This is a genomic window from Streptomyces sp. NPDC012825 (assembly GCF_042900925.1).
Classification (GTDB): Bacteria; Actinomycetota; Actinomycetes; order Streptomycetales; family Streptomycetaceae; genus Streptomyces.
On record NZ_JBIBBZ010000009.1, the window covers coordinates 185,339 to 198,271 of the forward strand.

At 72.6% G+C, this 12,933-nt stretch carries 16 protein-coding genes; 6 read left to right on the plus strand and 10 right to left on the minus strand.

All coding sequences use genetic code 11. The features are described from left to right. Positions 1–35: 35 nt before the first annotated feature. Positions 36–1,199 (minus strand): aminofutalosine synthase MqnE, encoded by a 1,164-nt coding sequence (gene mqnE / locus ACFY7E_RS20640; protein WP_383436948.1) that lies wholly within the window; start codon positions 1,197–1,199, stop codon positions 36–38. Positions 1,200–1,270: 71 nt separating this feature from the next. Then, on the minus strand, positions 1,271–1,726 hold the full coding sequence (locus tag ACFY7E_RS20645; RefSeq protein ID WP_125666109.1) for an Lrp/AsnC family transcriptional regulator: 456 nt from the start codon (positions 1,724–1,726) through the stop codon (positions 1,271–1,273). A 133-nt stretch (positions 1,727–1,859) separates the two neighbouring features. On the opposite strand from ACFY7E_RS20645, the gene ACFY7E_RS20650 reads away from it, so the two are divergent. Then, complete coding sequence (locus ACFY7E_RS20650) at positions 1,860–1,985, plus strand: hypothetical protein (protein WP_389486817.1); 126 nt, start codon at positions 1,860–1,862, stop codon at positions 1,983–1,985. On the opposite strand, the gene ACFY7E_RS20655 is transcribed toward ACFY7E_RS20650, so the two are convergent. The 3 genes from ACFY7E_RS20655 to ACFY7E_RS20665 form a co-directional block, all read right to left on the minus strand. Then, complete coding sequence (locus tag ACFY7E_RS20655) at positions 1,982–2,650, minus strand: UbiX family flavin prenyltransferase (RefSeq protein WP_389486819.1); 669 nt, start codon at positions 2,648–2,650, stop codon at positions 1,982–1,984. The two genes, ACFY7E_RS20650 and ACFY7E_RS20655, sit on opposite strands and share 4 nt — an antisense overlap. Positions 2,651–2,740: 90 nt before the next feature. Then, positions 2,741–3,643, minus strand: a complete 903-nt coding sequence (gene mqnP, locus ACFY7E_RS20660) for a menaquinone biosynthesis prenyltransferase MqnP (RefSeq protein ID WP_389486821.1) — start codon at positions 3,641–3,643, stop codon at positions 2,741–2,743. Further along, positions 3,640–5,097, minus strand: a complete 1,458-nt coding sequence (locus tag ACFY7E_RS20665; protein ID WP_389486823.1) for a menaquinone biosynthesis decarboxylase — start codon at positions 5,095–5,097, stop codon at positions 3,640–3,642. Before ACFY7E_RS20665 ends, mqnP begins: the two co-directional genes overlap by 4 nt. A gap of 90 nt (positions 5,098–5,187) precedes the next feature. On the opposite strand from ACFY7E_RS20665, the gene ACFY7E_RS20670 reads away from it, so the two are divergent. Then, positions 5,188–5,577, plus strand: a complete 390-nt coding sequence (locus ACFY7E_RS20670) for a PLD nuclease N-terminal domain-containing protein (protein ID WP_389486825.1) — start codon at positions 5,188–5,190, stop codon at positions 5,575–5,577. 40 nt (positions 5,578–5,617) lie between these two features. Here ACFY7E_RS20670 and ACFY7E_RS20675 read toward each other — a convergent pair whose 3' ends face one another. Continuing rightward, positions 5,618–5,809 (minus strand): hypothetical protein, encoded by a 192-nt coding sequence (locus ACFY7E_RS20675; protein WP_383436965.1) that lies wholly within the window; start codon positions 5,807–5,809, stop codon positions 5,618–5,620. Positions 5,810–6,044: 235 nt separating this feature from the next. Here ACFY7E_RS20675 and ACFY7E_RS20680 point away from each other — a divergent pair, with 235 nt between their 5' ends. Then, the gene (locus ACFY7E_RS20680; RefSeq protein WP_389486828.1) at positions 6,045–6,713 is read left to right on the plus strand and encodes a flavodoxin family protein; all 669 of its coding nucleotides are present in this window, start codon (positions 6,045–6,047) and stop codon (positions 6,711–6,713) included. Positions 6,714–6,751: 38 nt separating this feature from the next. On the opposite strand, the gene ACFY7E_RS20685 is transcribed toward ACFY7E_RS20680, so the two are convergent. The 3 genes from ACFY7E_RS20685 to ACFY7E_RS20695 form a co-directional block, all read right to left on the minus strand. After that, complete coding sequence (locus tag ACFY7E_RS20685; RefSeq protein ID WP_389486830.1) at positions 6,752–7,237, minus strand: hypothetical protein; 486 nt, start codon at positions 7,235–7,237, stop codon at positions 6,752–6,754. A gap of 214 nt (positions 7,238–7,451) precedes the next feature. Continuing rightward, the gene (locus ACFY7E_RS20690) at positions 7,452–7,703 is read right to left on the minus strand and encodes a type II toxin-antitoxin system RelE/ParE family toxin (protein WP_389486832.1); all 252 of its coding nucleotides are present in this window, start codon (positions 7,701–7,703) and stop codon (positions 7,452–7,454) included. Next, a complete protein-coding gene (locus ACFY7E_RS20695; protein WP_389486834.1) occupies positions 7,700–7,954 on the minus strand; it encodes a type II toxin-antitoxin system Phd/YefM family antitoxin in 255 nt (84 codons plus the stop codon). The genes ACFY7E_RS20690 and ACFY7E_RS20695 overlap by 4 nt, the downstream gene beginning before the upstream one ends. A gap of 202 nt (positions 7,955–8,156) precedes the next feature. Here ACFY7E_RS20695 and ACFY7E_RS20700 point away from each other — a divergent pair, with 202 nt between their 5' ends. From ACFY7E_RS20700 to ACFY7E_RS20710, 3 genes are all read left to right on the plus strand, one after another. Then, entirely contained in the window at positions 8,157–8,609 is a 453-nt protein-coding gene (locus tag ACFY7E_RS20700; RefSeq protein ID WP_389486835.1) for a nucleoside deaminase, read from the plus strand. A gap of 126 nt (positions 8,610–8,735) precedes the next feature. Then, complete coding sequence (locus ACFY7E_RS20705; RefSeq protein WP_389486837.1) at positions 8,736–10,805, plus strand: hypothetical protein; 2,070 nt, start codon at positions 8,736–8,738, stop codon at positions 10,803–10,805. Positions 10,806–10,809: 4 nt separating this feature from the next. After that, complete coding sequence (locus ACFY7E_RS20710; RefSeq protein WP_389486839.1) at positions 10,810–12,375, plus strand: ABC transporter substrate-binding protein; 1,566 nt, start codon at positions 10,810–10,812, stop codon at positions 12,373–12,375. Positions 12,376–12,394: 19 nt separating this feature from the next. On the opposite strand, the gene ACFY7E_RS20715 is transcribed toward ACFY7E_RS20710, so the two are convergent. Further along, complete coding sequence (locus tag ACFY7E_RS20715; RefSeq protein ID WP_383436985.1) at positions 12,395–12,931, minus strand: SRPBCC domain-containing protein; 537 nt, start codon at positions 12,929–12,931, stop codon at positions 12,395–12,397. Between the last annotated feature and the right edge of the window lie 2 nt (positions 12,932–12,933).

Consider the following 12,933-nt stretch of genomic DNA (forward strand, 5'->3'; position numbering starts at 1 on the left):
TGGGGGTCCCCCACCGGCCCACCTCACGGAAGCGTTCAGACCCGCATCGGCTGCGGCGACTCGCGCCGCTCCGCGTCCGGGCCCGGGTACTCGCGGATGATCTCGTACCGCGTGTTCCGCTCGACCGGCCGGAAGCCGGCGTCCCGGATCAGTTCGAGCAGGTCCTCACGGCCCAGCTTGTTCGGCGTGCCGTAGTTGTCGGCGTCGTGCGTGATCTTGTACTCGACGACCGAGCCGTCCATGTCGTCGGCGCCGTGCTGGAGCGCGAGCTGCGCGGTCTGGACGCCGTGCATGACCCAGAAGACCTTGACGTGCGGCACGTTGTCGAAGAGCAGCCGGGAGACCGCGAAGGTCTTCAGGGCCTCGGCGCCGGTCGCCATGGTGGTGCGCGCCTGGAGCCTGTTGCGGATCTTGCCGTCCTTCATGTCCACGAAGTCGTGCTGGTAGCGCAGCGGGATGAAGACCTGGAAGCCGTTCGTCTCGTCCTGGAGCTCGCGCAGCCGCAGCACGTGGTCGACGCGGTGCCGGGGCTCCTCGATGTGCCCGTACAGCATGGTCGCCGGGGTCTTGAGCCCCTTCTCGTGGGCGAGCCGGTGGATCCGGGACCAGTCCTCCCAGTGGGTGCGGTGGTCCACGATGTGCTGCCGGACCTCCCAGTCGAAGATCTCGGCGCCGCCGCCGGTCAGCGACTCCAGACCGGCCTCGATCAGCTCGTCGAGGATCTCGGAGGCGGAGAGCCCGGAGATCGTCTCGAAGTGGTGGATCTCGGTGGCCGTGAACGCCTTGAGGGAGACGTTCGGCAGGGCCTTCTTCAGCTCGGAGAGCGAGCGCGGGTAGTACCGCCAGGGCAGGTTGGGGTGCAGCCCGTTGACGATGTGGAGTTCGGTGAGGTTCTCGTTCTCCATCGCCTTCGCGAGGCGCACGGCCTCCTCGATGCGCATGGTGTACGCGTCCTTCTCGCCCGGCTTGCGCTGGAAGGAGCAGTAGGCGCAGGAGGCGGTGCAGACGTTGGTCATGTTCAGATGCCGGTTGACATTGAAGTGGACCACGTCGCCGTTCTTGCGGGTCCGGACCTCGTGGGCCAGACCGCCGAGCCAGGCGAGGTCGTCGGACTCGTACAGGGCGATGCCGTCCTCACGGCTCAGCCGCTCACCGTCCCGGACCTTCTGCTCCAGCTCACGCTTGAGCCCCGCGTCCATGCGGCCGCCTCCCTTTTTCTCCGGTATCCGATATCCGTGCTTCGCCGTTCACCGTACTCTCAGGCCCGCGCTCAGCCCTCCTCGGGCAGCTCCCCGACGCGGTTCTCCCACTTGGTGGAGAGCACGATCGTCGTACGGGTGCGGGAGACGCCCCGGGTGCCGCTGAGGCGGCGGATCGTCTTCTCCAGGCCGTCGACGTCGTTCGCGCGCACCTTGAGCATGAAGGAGTCGTCGCCGGCGATGAACCAGCAGTCCTCGATCTCGGCGAGGTCCTTGAGCCGGCGGGCCACGTCCTCGTGGTCGGCGGCGTCGGAGAGGGAGATGCCGATGAGGGCGGTGACGCCGAGGCCGAGCGAGGCGGCGTCGACGGTGGCGCGGTAGCCGGTGATGACCCCGGCCGCCTCCAGGCGGTTGATGCGGTCGGTGACGGAGGGGCCGGAGAGCCCGACGAGCCGGCCGAGTTCGGCGTAGGAGGCGCGTCCGTTCTCGCGCAGGGCCTGGATGAGCTGCCTGTCCACGGCGTCCATAGGTATGAGGCCTTCCATTGTCCAGCGATACCGCGAGTTTAGGTATAGAATCTAAGGTACACAGGGGCGACACCCTGTGAATCTTTCAACAGATCACAGACGATCTTCCACGACCCCAGGAGTGGTGTTCACCGTGTACACGATCGAGATGGCCCACGCCCGCATGCGCGAGCTGCAGGACCTGGCCGACCGCTCGCGTGCCCACCGGCCCGTCCCCGCCGCGGAGCGCGCCCCGCAGAAGCGCGCGAAGAAGCGCTAGTCGGACCGGAGAGCCGCACCCAGCTCTCCTTCCCAGCGGCGGTACAACCGGTGCGGCACCTTCGCCGCGTCCAGTACCCGTCCGGCGACGAAGTCCACCAGGTCCTGGATGTGCGTCGCCCCCGCGTAGAACGCCGGAGAGGCGGGCAGCACCACGGCGCCCGCCTCGTCCAGCGCCACCATGTGCCGGAGGGTCTGCCCGTTCAGCGGGGTCTCCCGCACGGCGGCCACCAGCGGCCGCCGCTCCTTCAGCGTCACGCTCGCGACCCGCTGGAGCAGGTCCTTCGAGAGCCCCAGGGCCACTCCCGCCACCGCGGCGGTCGAGGCCGGCACCACCAGCATCCCCTTCGCCGGGTACGACCCCGAGGACGGGCCCGCGCCCAGGTCCCCGGCCGGCCAGTACCGCACGTCCGCCAGGTCCGCGTCGAACGTGTCGGGCTTCCCGTCGGCGCCGCGCGCCAGCCAGGCCGCCAGGTCCTCGCGCCAGTGCGCGTCCCGGAAGGAGATCCCGGTCTCGTCGAGCAGCGTGAGCCGCGAGGCCCGGGACACCACCAGGTCGACGCTCTCCCCGGCGGCGAGCAGCCCCCTCAGGACGGCGGCGGCGTACGGCGTGCCCGACGCCCCGGAAACCCCCACGATCCAGGGGGTGCGCTTGCCGTCGTTCATGCCGTCGAGCCTATCCGTGAGGGGTCCGGGACGACCCGGGGCGGTCCGGGACGGGGCCGGAGCGGTCCGGGGCGGTCCGGGAGGTCGGGGTCACGGGGTGAGCCCGCGGACCAGCAGGTCGAGGAGCGCGCAGACGAACAGGCTGATCCCGATGAAGCCGTTCGTCGTGAAGAACGCGCGGTTCAGCCGGGACAGGTCGTGCGGCTTCACGATCGTGTGCTCGTAGCAGAACGCCACCACGACGACCGCCAGGCCGATCCAGAAGAAGAGCCCGGCGCCGGTGGCCAGCGCGTACCAGACGAGCAGTCCGGTCGTCACGACCGCCGAGCCCCGCGCGCCCCACAGGGCGGCCGGGATCCCGAAGCGGGCCGGGACCGACTTCACGCCGTGCGCCCGGTCCGCCCGCACGTCCTGGCAGGCGAAGATCAGGTCGAAGCCGCCGATCCACACGCCCACCGCGAGCCCCAGGATCACCGCGTCCCAGGACCACTCCCCGGTCACCGCGATCCAGGCCCCGATCGGCCCGATCGCCTGGGCGAGCCCCAGGATCGCGTGCGGGAAGTTCGTGAACCTCTTCCCGTACGGGTAGACCACCATCGGCACGACGGCGAGCGGCGCGAGCGCCAGGCAGAGCGGGTTCAGCAGGGCGGCGGCGCCCAGGAACACCACGACGGCGATCCCGGCCCCGGTCCACGCGGACCGCACGGACACCGCGCCGGTGACCAGCTCCCGGTCGGCGGTGCGGGGATTGCGCGCGTCGATCTCGCGGTCGATGATCCGGTTGCACGCCATGGCGAAGGTCCGGAGTCCCACCATGCAGACGGTGACGAGCAGCAGCGTCCACCAGTGGACGCGCCGGTCCGTCTGGAACATCGCGGTGAGCGAGGCGATGTACGCGAAGGGCAGCGCGAAGACCGAGTGCTCGATCATCACGAGCCTGAGGAACGCCTTCGTACGTCCCGGCTGCGCGCCGGGCACGGCGGCGGTGGTCACAGCCCGTACTCCTTCCAGCGCCGGTCCACCAGGGCGGCCGTCGCCGGGTCCGACTCGACCATGTCCGGCCAGCCGCCGTCCCGGGTGTAGCCCTCCTCGGGGAGCTTCTTCGTGGCGTCGATGCCCGCCTTGCCACCCCAGAACTGCTGGTAGGAGGCGTGGTCGAGGTGGTCGACCGGGCCCTCGACGACGGTGAGGTCACGGGCGTAGTCGGTGTTCCCGAGGGCCCGCCAGGCGACCTCGTGCAGGTCGTGCACGTCGCAGTCCTTGTCGACCACGACGATCAGCTTGGTCAGCGACATCATGTGCGCGCCCCAGATGGCGTGCATGACCTTCTGCGCGTGCTTCGGGTACTTCTTGTCGATCGAGACGATCGCGCAGTTGTGGAAGCCGCCGGACTCCGGCAGGTGGTAGTCCACGATGTCCGGCACGATGATCTTGAGCAGGGGCAGGAAGAAGCGCTCCGTGGCCCGCCCGAGCGGCCCGTCCTCGGTCGGCGGCCGGCCGACCACGATCGACTGGAGCAGCGGGCGCTTCCGCATCGTGACGCAGTCGATCGTCAGGGCGGGGAAGGGCTCCTGCGGCGTGTAGAAGCCGGTGTGGTCGCCGAAGGGGCCCTCGGGGAGCATCTCGCCCGGCTCCAGCCAGCCCTCGATGACGACCTCGGCCTGCGCGGGGACCTGGAGCGGCACGGTCTTGCAGTCGACCATCTCGATCCGCCTGCCCTGCACGAAGCCGGCGAAGAGGTACTCGTCGATGTCGCCCGGCAGCGGGGCCGTCGAGGCGTACGTCACGGCCGGCGGGCAGCCGAAGGCGATGGCGACCGGCAGCCGCTCGCCGCGTTCGGCCGCGACCGCGTAGTGGTTCCGGCTGTCCTTGTGGATCTGCCAGTGCATGCCGATGGTGCGCTTGTCGTGCCGCTGGAGCCGGTAGAGGCCGAGGTTCCGCACGCCGGTCTCGGGGTGCTTGGTGTGGGTGAGCCCCAGGTTGAAGAAGGAGCCGCCGTCCTTGGGCCAGGTGAAGAGCGCGGGCAGCGCGTCCAGGTCGACGTCGTCGCCGGTGAGGACGACCTCCTGCACGGGGGCGTCGCCGGACTTCACCTTCTTCGGCGGCACGTGGACCATCGAGCCGAGCTTGCCGAAGGCCTCGCGGACCCCGACGAAGCCCTGCGGCAGCTCCGGCTTGAGGAGGCCGCCGATCTTCTCGCTGATCTCGCCGTACGACTTCAGGCCGAGCGCCTTGAGCAGCCGGCGGTCCGTCCCGAAGACGTTCATCGCGAGCGGCATGGAGGAGCCCTTGACGTTCTCGAAGAGGAGCGCCGGCCCTCCCGCCTTGTTCACGCGGTCGACGATCTCCCCGACCTCCAGGTACGGGTCGACTTCGGCCTTGATGCGCTTGAGGTCGCCTTCGCGCTCGAGGGCCCTGAGCAGCGAGCGGAGATCGTCGTGAGCCATAGGGGCAAGTATCGGTCACCGGCTACCCTTGACCTGTCACCGGGGCCGCCGAAGCGCGCCCCCGCCACCGCTTCCAGGGGGCTGTCCCACATGCTCAGGGCGCTGCTGTTCATCCTGCCGCTGGCGCTGATGATCTACGCCTTCATCGACTGCCTGAACACGCCGGAGGAGGAGGTCAAGCACCTTCCGAAGCCGGTGTGGGCCATCGTGATCCTGCTGTTCTCGATCGTCGGCGCGATCGGCTGGATCGCCGCGGGCAAGGAGCGCGGGCCGGGGAGCCGGCGCGGGGCGCGCGGCACGGGCGGCGCGGGCGGCTGGGTCGCGCCGGACGACAACCCGGAGTTCCTGAAGTCGCTCAAGGACGACGGGGCCGGTGCGAAGCCCGACGACGACGCCCTCCTGGAGGAGTGGGAGGCGGACCTGCGCCGCCGCGAGGAGGAGCTGAAGCGCCGCGAGCGCGGCGAGGAGACCGAGGGCTGACGGGCCGGGGCCCCGAGGGGCCCCGGCCGCGCCGGGTGGATCAGTCGTCGGAGCCGACGGTGTTGTCGTGACCGGCGTTGAAGACGTCGCCCTCCGCGAACTGGAGCCAGTCGCCGAAGACGAGGGTGTACGAGGGCTCCGGCTCGTAGTCGACGTACACGTCGGCGCTGGCGGCACCGGCGGTGCCGAGGACGATGGCACCGACGGCGAGGGCGGTCAGCAGGGAACGCATGGAGGACCTCTCGGTAGAACGACGGGGTGCGCCGCGCGGGGGCGGGCACTCCGCAAGCTAGGGCCCTCCGCGCCGGTGATCCGCGCACCGGGCCGGTGCGGACGCGGAGTCTCAGCCGATCGGCGGCAGGGGCCGGGGGCGGAGGATCCGGCACGGAAGGTGGCCTCGGGCGGACGGAATACCTCCGCGGGGACCGGAGTTGGCACCGGACACCTCACGAGACGGAGCAGCAGCCATGCCCTTGGACACCCCGCACGCCCCGGATTCCCCCGAGTTCCCCGCCTCTCCCGGGTCCCCGGACTTCTCGAACCGCTCGTTCCTCTTCGTCCTGGGCAGCTCCCGCCCGGACGGCAACTCGGAGATCCTGGCCCGGGAGGCGGCGGCGCACCTGCCGGCCGGCGTCCCGCAGCGCTGGGTGGACCTGAACGGGCTGTCGCTGCCGGACTTCCAGGACGGGCGGCACGAGGTCACGGGCCCGCCGACGCACGAGACGGAGAAGATGCTCCTGGAGGCGACGGTGGGGGCCACCGACGTGGTCATCGTCTCGCCCCTGTACTGGTACACCCTCTCCGCCCAGGTCAAGCGCTACCTCGACTACTGGTCGGGCTGGCTGAACGTCCCCGGCTCGGACTTCAAGGAGCGCATGGCGGGCGGCACCCTGTGGGGCGTGACGGCCCTGGCCCACGACGAGCACGTCGTCGCCGAGGGCCTGGTCACCGCCCTGAACCACACGGCCGCCTACCTCCGGATGCGCTTCGGCGGCGTCCTGACGGGCACGGGCTCCCGCCCGGGCCGCGTCCGCGCCGACGAACAGGCCCTGATCCGCGCGAAGACCTTCTTCCAGGGGGAGACGCCGCCGGCGCTGTTCCCGTACGAGAAGGAGGGGGCGGTGGCGGTGGCATAAGGGCACGGCCCCGGGGGCCCCGGACGACTCCCGACGGATCAGTCGAACCGATGCCCCTGGACCAGCATCGTCCGCTTCCCGTTCGGCAGGACCAGGCGGTGCTTCCTGACGCCCTCGTAATGGCGGCCGGCCATGAAGAAGGGCAGCCCGGTGACGAGTCCCAGGGCGACGAGGGGGACGAGGACGGCCAAGGGGTTCATCGAGGGGTCGTCCTCCTCCCGGACCTGGCCCCCGAGGAAGAAGGCCATGGGGAGCGTGACGAGCAGCGAGAGCAACAGCAGCAGGCCGACCGCCAGACAGACCCGTTGCTTGCGCCGGGCCCTGGCCACGCTCTCCACGGTGGCCACGAAGGACTTCCCGCACCGCGGACACTCGAAGGCGACCTGCGCCTCCTTCTCCGGCGGCCGGCGCATCTCCGGCGACGACAGCCGGGCGACGCTCCAGGTCACCGTCGTCGCGCCGACCGTGTTCTCCACGCCCACCCGGCACTTCACGGTGAGGGCGTAGCGGTGATCCAGCGGCAACTCATCCACCCCCGCGGTTTCCCACCCCACCCCCGCACGACCACGGGAGCGCCCCGAGCGTACCGCCGCGCCGGGCCCTCCGGACGCTGCTTGGAGAAACCCGGGGGCGGGACGAAAGGGCTTGGCTGGAAGGGGAGTTGAACGGCGAAAGGAACGCGGGGGGCGCGGCATCGGGGTCACGCTCACCGCGTCGGCACGGCCTCGACGCGGGGCGTCAGCCGAGGCGGCCGACGTGGATGACCACGATGGTGACGGTGGCCTCGGCGATCTCGTACATGACCCGGTAGAACCCGACGTGCATCCGGCGCAGGTCCGGGGAGCCGTAGGGGGTACTGCCCTCGGGCCGAGGCCGGTCGGCGAGCAGGTCGACGGCGTCCATCACCTGACGCAGCCCCTCCGGGTCGTCCTTGAGGAAGCGGGCGGCCGCATCGAGGGCGGACTCGCTCCAGACGATCCCGTAGGTCACCCGCGCTCCAGGCCGAGCCGGGCACGGGCGTCGTCGTGGGACACGGTGGCCGCGTCCCCGGCAGCCTGACGCTCGCGGTATCGGGCCAGGGCCAGGGCGTCTTCCAGGTCGGCCAGTTCCTGCGGGTTGATGAGCACGGCCGCGGGCTGACCGTGATCGGTGATCGTGATGCGTTCACGGGCGTGGGACGCGCGACGGACCAGCGATCCGAACTTCGCCCGCGCTTCGGTGATCGGCAGAATGTCATTCATGCGCAGAAGTGTACACTTCACGCAACTTGATCACAGCCCCGTCGGCGTCGCCCGAAGCCCGGCCGCACAGCCTCCCGCCCACGACCGGCCCCACGGGCGGGCGGGTGAGGGGACCTTCGTCGCCGACCCGCTGCCGGACGACCGGGGAGGGGACCCGCCCTCCGGCGCGTGACGCGGACGCCCCCCGGGGAAGGCTCCCCCCATGGACAAGGACCAGGCCCGCTCATGGCTCGCCACCGCTCTCCACGAGGCCCGTGCCGGGCTCCGTGAGGGTGGGATTCCGATCGGGGCCGCTCTCCACGGGCCCGACGGCGCCCTCCTCGGGCGCGGGCACAACCGGCGCGTGCAGGACGGGGACCCCTCCGCGCACGCGGAGACCGCCGCGTTCCGGGACGCCGGGCGGCAGCGCTCGTACCGGGGGACCACCATGGTCACCACCCTCTCGCCCTGCTGGTACTGCTCCGGCCTCGTCCGGCAGTTCGGGATCTCGCGGGTCGTCGTCGGGGAGGCCGAGACCTTCCACGGCGGGCACGAGTGGCTGGCCGAGCACGGCGTCGAGGTCGTCGTGCTCGACGACCCCGAATGCGTCGCGCTCATGAGGGAGTTCGTCGCCGCGCGCCCCGAGCTGTGGAACGAGGACATCGGGGAGGGGTGAGGACCGGCCCCCGAACCCCCCTTCCGCCACAGACCCGCAACGCCCTCACAACAGACTCGAAAAGACGACCGCTTTCCCAACAGAGCGTCGATATCCTTGAGTTGACTGTTACGGGGGTGGCGGGGCTTGGACAGGGAGCTGTACGGCCGTGAAGCGGTCCTGGACGACGGCGGGCTGGTCGCGCGGCTCTGCGGGCTCACCCGGCACGGGGTGGCGCGGGTGGCGTACGAGCACGGGGACGATCCGCCGGTCACCGTCTTCACCGGTGGGCGCGGGACGGGGAAGACCGCGCTGCTCAAAGAGGTGCGGAACCGGTACCGGGGGTACACCCCGCTCGCGCTGCTCGACTGCGCCCACGTCGAGCCGCCCGCCGACCACGGGCCCGGCTGGACCCCGCTCACCGGGGCGCTGGCCGAGCTGGCCGTGCAGTTCTCGCCCAAGGTGCTCGGGGCGCGGCCCGTGCGGTTCCCGCGGCTCTCGCTCGGGCTCGTGGCCGTCGCCGCGCTCGGCTGGTCCCGGGAGGACGACGAGCGGGCCCGGCGCGACCTCCAGCGGCTCGGGCCGCTCCTCGCGACCGTCGACGCGACCCGGGGCGCCGCCGCCAACTGGGTCGGCAAGGTCCTCGCCAAGCTCGCCGCCACCTTCGCGGAGACCGCCGCCCCGCTCGCCGGGCTGCTGGCGGAGGCGACCGTGGAGACCGTCATGGAGGAGGTCTTCGGGCGGATGCAGCGGTCCGCCGAGGGCTGGTACGGCGGATACCGGAATGCCGGAGGACGGGGGAAGGCCGGGCTCCAGCAGCTCGCCAACGACTTCGAGCAGGGCGGCCGGCGCCGCGGCGAGGCCGAGGCCTTCCTCGTCGGGGCGCTGACCGAGGACCTCCTCCACGCCTACACCGGGCTCCGGCGCGGCAGCCGCATCGGCCGGCCCCTGCTGCTCCTCGACAACGCCCACGAGCCGCTCGGCCGGCAGCTGGTCGAACCGGTCCTGCGCGCCCGCGCCGAGGGGCGCCGGGACCGGGTCGTCGTGCTCGGCGCCTCCCGGATCCGCGACCACGAGGCACTGCGCCAGGCCACCCGGCTCCGCCTGCCCGAGACCGCGCACCGGGCGCCCTGCCCGCGCGGGACGAGCGTCGGCTCCGGCATCCTCGCCGTCGAGCTGACCCCGCTCTCCCCCGCCCAGACCCGCGGCGCCTTCGACCGGTACGACCCGGCCGGCCGCACCCACGCCGAACTCCCCCGCGCCGTCCACCGCCTGACCGGCGGCCGGCCCCTCGGCGTGGCGCTGCTCGGGCGGGCCGCCGGGGAGGCCCCCGCGCACCTGAAGCCCGGCCTCACCCCCGGCGGGCTGCTCGACCTGACCGTGGAGCTGCGCGAGGACGCCCCGCCGGTGCCCGTCGCCCCCGCCCTCCTCGCCGAGCTGCTGCCCGTGCCCCGGCCCGGCCCGTACGCCGTGCTCGCCGCCGCCCACGACGAGGAGTCCGCCCGGATGCTGGCCCACGCCCGGCTCCCCTCCGAGTCCCGTGACGGGGACGTGGCCCTGCGCGTCCGCGACCGGCTGCGCGCCGAGGACTGGGCCGCGTCCGCGCCCGGCTCCCGGCACTTCGTCGCCGACCCGCTGCTGCGCGCCCTGCTCCTGCACCGGCTGCGCTTCGAGGACGGCGACCACCCGCGCTACGCCGCCTGGCACGCCGTCCACGAGACCCTGCGCCGGCACTACGGGCCCGAACCCGGCCCGTACCGGCTCCACCACGACCTCGCGCTCGGCCGTACCGAGGACGCCGTCACCCACCTGCGGGCCACCTTCCCCGAGCCGGACGTCCTCGGCTGGCTCGGGCGGCTGCGGTTCGTCGCCTCCGCCCCGTACCCGCGCGAGCGCGGCGCGACCGGGCCCGATCCGCGCCGGGCCGTCGCCCTCGGGCAGGCCCCCACGGGCGAGATCCCCGCCGGACTCGACGCCGACGGCGTCGAACTGCACCTCGCCCTGCGGCGGCTGCTGCACGCCGTATGGCTGCTCACCGATCCGCTCGCCCTGCCCGACGACGAGGTCGCCGACCGGCTCGCGCACGAGCTGCGCCGGCTCTCCGGCCGCCATCTGTCGGGCAGCGGTTCGCTCTGGGACGCTGCCACCCACTGGCCGCGCGACATCCGCGCCTGGCGGGAGCCCTCGCTGCCGCCGGGCCGCGAGGACGGAGTCTGACGCCATGCCCGACCGCGTGACCGACCCCTCGGCCGCCCGCCCGCTCGACCGGCTGCGCCGCCGCGTCCGCACCCCCCGCCAGAAGTTCTTCGCCTCCCTCGTCGCGGCCGCCGTCGTCCTCGGCCTCGGCGGGTACGGCGTCGTCCGCCTCACCACCCCGGAGGACCGTTCCTGCGCGGCGGGCGTCGAGCGCCCCGCCGGCAGCGAGGAGTGCGTCGGCGTCAACGGCGACGGCCACGACTTCGGGGTCGGCGAGCTGGGCGGGATCGCCCGTGCCATCGGCACCGAGAACGCCTCCCTCGCACCCGACGACTACGTCACCGTGGCCCTGCTGCTGCCGCTGACCTCCACCGACGGCGGCATGCGGATCAAGATGCTGAACGAGCTGCGGGGCGCCCACGCCTTCCAGTACCGCGCCAACCACGAGTCCAACGAGGAACTGCCCAAGATCCGGCTCGTCCTCGCCAACACCGGCAAGGGCAACGCCCACTGGCGCGCCACCGTCGACCGGCTGATCGCCATGAAGGACTCCGCCGACCGGCTCCGGGCCGTCTCCGGCGTCGCCACCTCCTCCACCGAGGTGCGGGAGGCGGTGACCACCCTCACCGGGGCCGGGATCGCCGTCGTCGGCACCACCATCACCGCCGACGACATCGCCAACGCCCCCGGGAACGAGCGCTTCCCCGGCCTCGCCCGCGTCTCGCCCACCAACGGCGACGAGGCGAAGGCGCTGGCCCACTTCGGAGAGGTGGACGCCGCCAGGGCGCTCCTCGTCCAGGACACCCGCAGCGGCGACCACTACACGGACACCCTGAAGGCCGCCTTCGCCGCGACCCTCAAGGGCGCCCCGCACGACCCCGAGCTGTTCACCTCGCCCGCCGACCCCAACGAGGAGGGCACCACCGCCAACACCTTCCGCCAGATCACCCACCTGATCTGCGACACCCGCGCCGAGACCGTCTTCTTCGCGGGCCGCCACACCCAGCTCCGCCAGTTCATCAACGCGCTCGGGTCGCGCGGCTGCACCGACCGGGCCTTCACCGTCCTGACCGGGGACGAGGGCTCGTACCTGGGCGCGGACGCGAAGCTCGACCGCGGGGCCCTGCGGTCGAAGCTGACCGTGCGGTACGCGGCGCTCGCCCACCCGGACGCCTGGGTGCCGGCGGAGGGGCGGAAGGTCCCGGCCACGGGCGGCTCCCCCCAGGCGTACGAGACCTTCCTGAAGGACGTCACGCGGGACGCGAAGGAGCCGCCGCCGCTCGCGGACGGGCAGGCGATCGTCGCGTACGACGCGATGGCGACGGCCGTCCACGCGATCCGCCAGGCCACCCCGCAGGGCGCCCGCCACCCGGCGGCGGCGGACGTGGCCACCCAGTGGCCGCAGGTGAAGGGCTCGCTGCGGGTGGAGGGGGCGAGCGGCTGGATCTGCCTGGACAACTACGGCAACCCGTACAACAAGGCCGTCCCGATCGTGGAGCTGGCCCCGAACGGCTCCCAGCGCTTCGTCCGGATCGCCTGGCCGGAGGGGCACCCGCCGACGGCTCCCTGCCTGCCGCCGAAGCGGGGCTGAGCGGTCGGTACGAGCGGGACTACGGCTCCCACTTCGGCCAGCGCGCCGCGTCCCGCTCGTACAGCTCGCGCAGGTGCAGCCAGCGCTCGGAGGTCCGCTCCCGCCAGTCGGCGGGGTGTCCGTCCAGGGCGCGGGCGAGCCACTCGAAGTGGTCGTGCCAGGCGGCGAGCCGGTCGAGGCGGTGCTCCGGCGGGCCCCGCAGCTCGTTGGTGAAACGCAGCACGGTCGACCCGTCGCCGGGACCGGGCCCCGGCTCCAGGTGGAACCGGATCCGGCCGTGCGTCGGATCGACCGTGTACTCGGCCACGCTCCCGGGGTCCCAGGCGGTCACCCGCCCCGGGTCCTCGGTGTCGCCGCTGGTCAGCCGGTGGAGGACGACCCGGCCGCCGAGCCGGGGCTCCAGCGGGTCCGCCGCGCACAGCCAGCGCGCCAGGCCCTCGGGGGTGGTGACCGCCGCCCAGACCTCGGACGGCGGGTGCGGCAGCTCGACGGTGAAGCGCAGCACGTGCGTGTCGCCGTCGTGGGTCTCGCTCCTGCCCCGGGAGATCTCGCTCATGG

Coding starts and splice junctions, on each gene's coding strand:
- ACFY7E_RS20710 (WP_389486839.1), top strand. CDS start 10,810: ATGCCCGACCGCGTGACCGACCCCTCGGCCGCCCGCCCGCTCGACCGG.
- ACFY7E_RS20715 (WP_383436985.1), bottom strand. CDS start 12,931: ATGAGCGAGATCTCCCGGGGCAGGAGCGAGACCCACGACGGCGACACG.
- ACFY7E_RS20670 (WP_389486825.1), top strand. CDS start 5,188: ATGCTCAGGGCGCTGCTGTTCATCCTGCCGCTGGCGCTGATGATCTAC.
- ACFY7E_RS20680 (WP_389486828.1), top strand. CDS start 6,045: ATGCCCTTGGACACCCCGCACGCCCCGGATTCCCCCGAGTTCCCCGCC.
- ACFY7E_RS20645 (WP_125666109.1), bottom strand. CDS start 1,726: ATGGACGCCGTGGACAGGCAGCTCATCCAGGCCCTGCGCGAGAACGGA.
- mqnE (WP_383436948.1), bottom strand. CDS start 1,199: ATGGACGCGGGGCTCAAGCGTGAGCTGGAGCAGAAGGTCCGGGACGGT.
- ACFY7E_RS20675 (WP_383436965.1), bottom strand. CDS start 5,809: ATGCGTTCCCTGCTGACCGCCCTCGCCGTCGGTGCCATCGTCCTCGGC.
- ACFY7E_RS20665 (WP_389486823.1), bottom strand. CDS start 5,097: ATGGCTCACGACGATCTCCGCTCGCTGCTCAGGGCCCTCGAGCGCGAA.
- ACFY7E_RS20655 (WP_389486819.1), bottom strand. CDS start 2,650: ATGAACGACGGCAAGCGCACCCCCTGGATCGTGGGGGTTTCCGGGGCG.
- ACFY7E_RS20700 (WP_389486835.1), top strand. CDS start 8,157: ATGGACAAGGACCAGGCCCGCTCATGGCTCGCCACCGCTCTCCACGAG.
- ACFY7E_RS20695 (WP_389486834.1), bottom strand. CDS start 7,954: ATGAATGACATTCTGCCGATCACCGAAGCGCGGGCGAAGTTCGGATCG.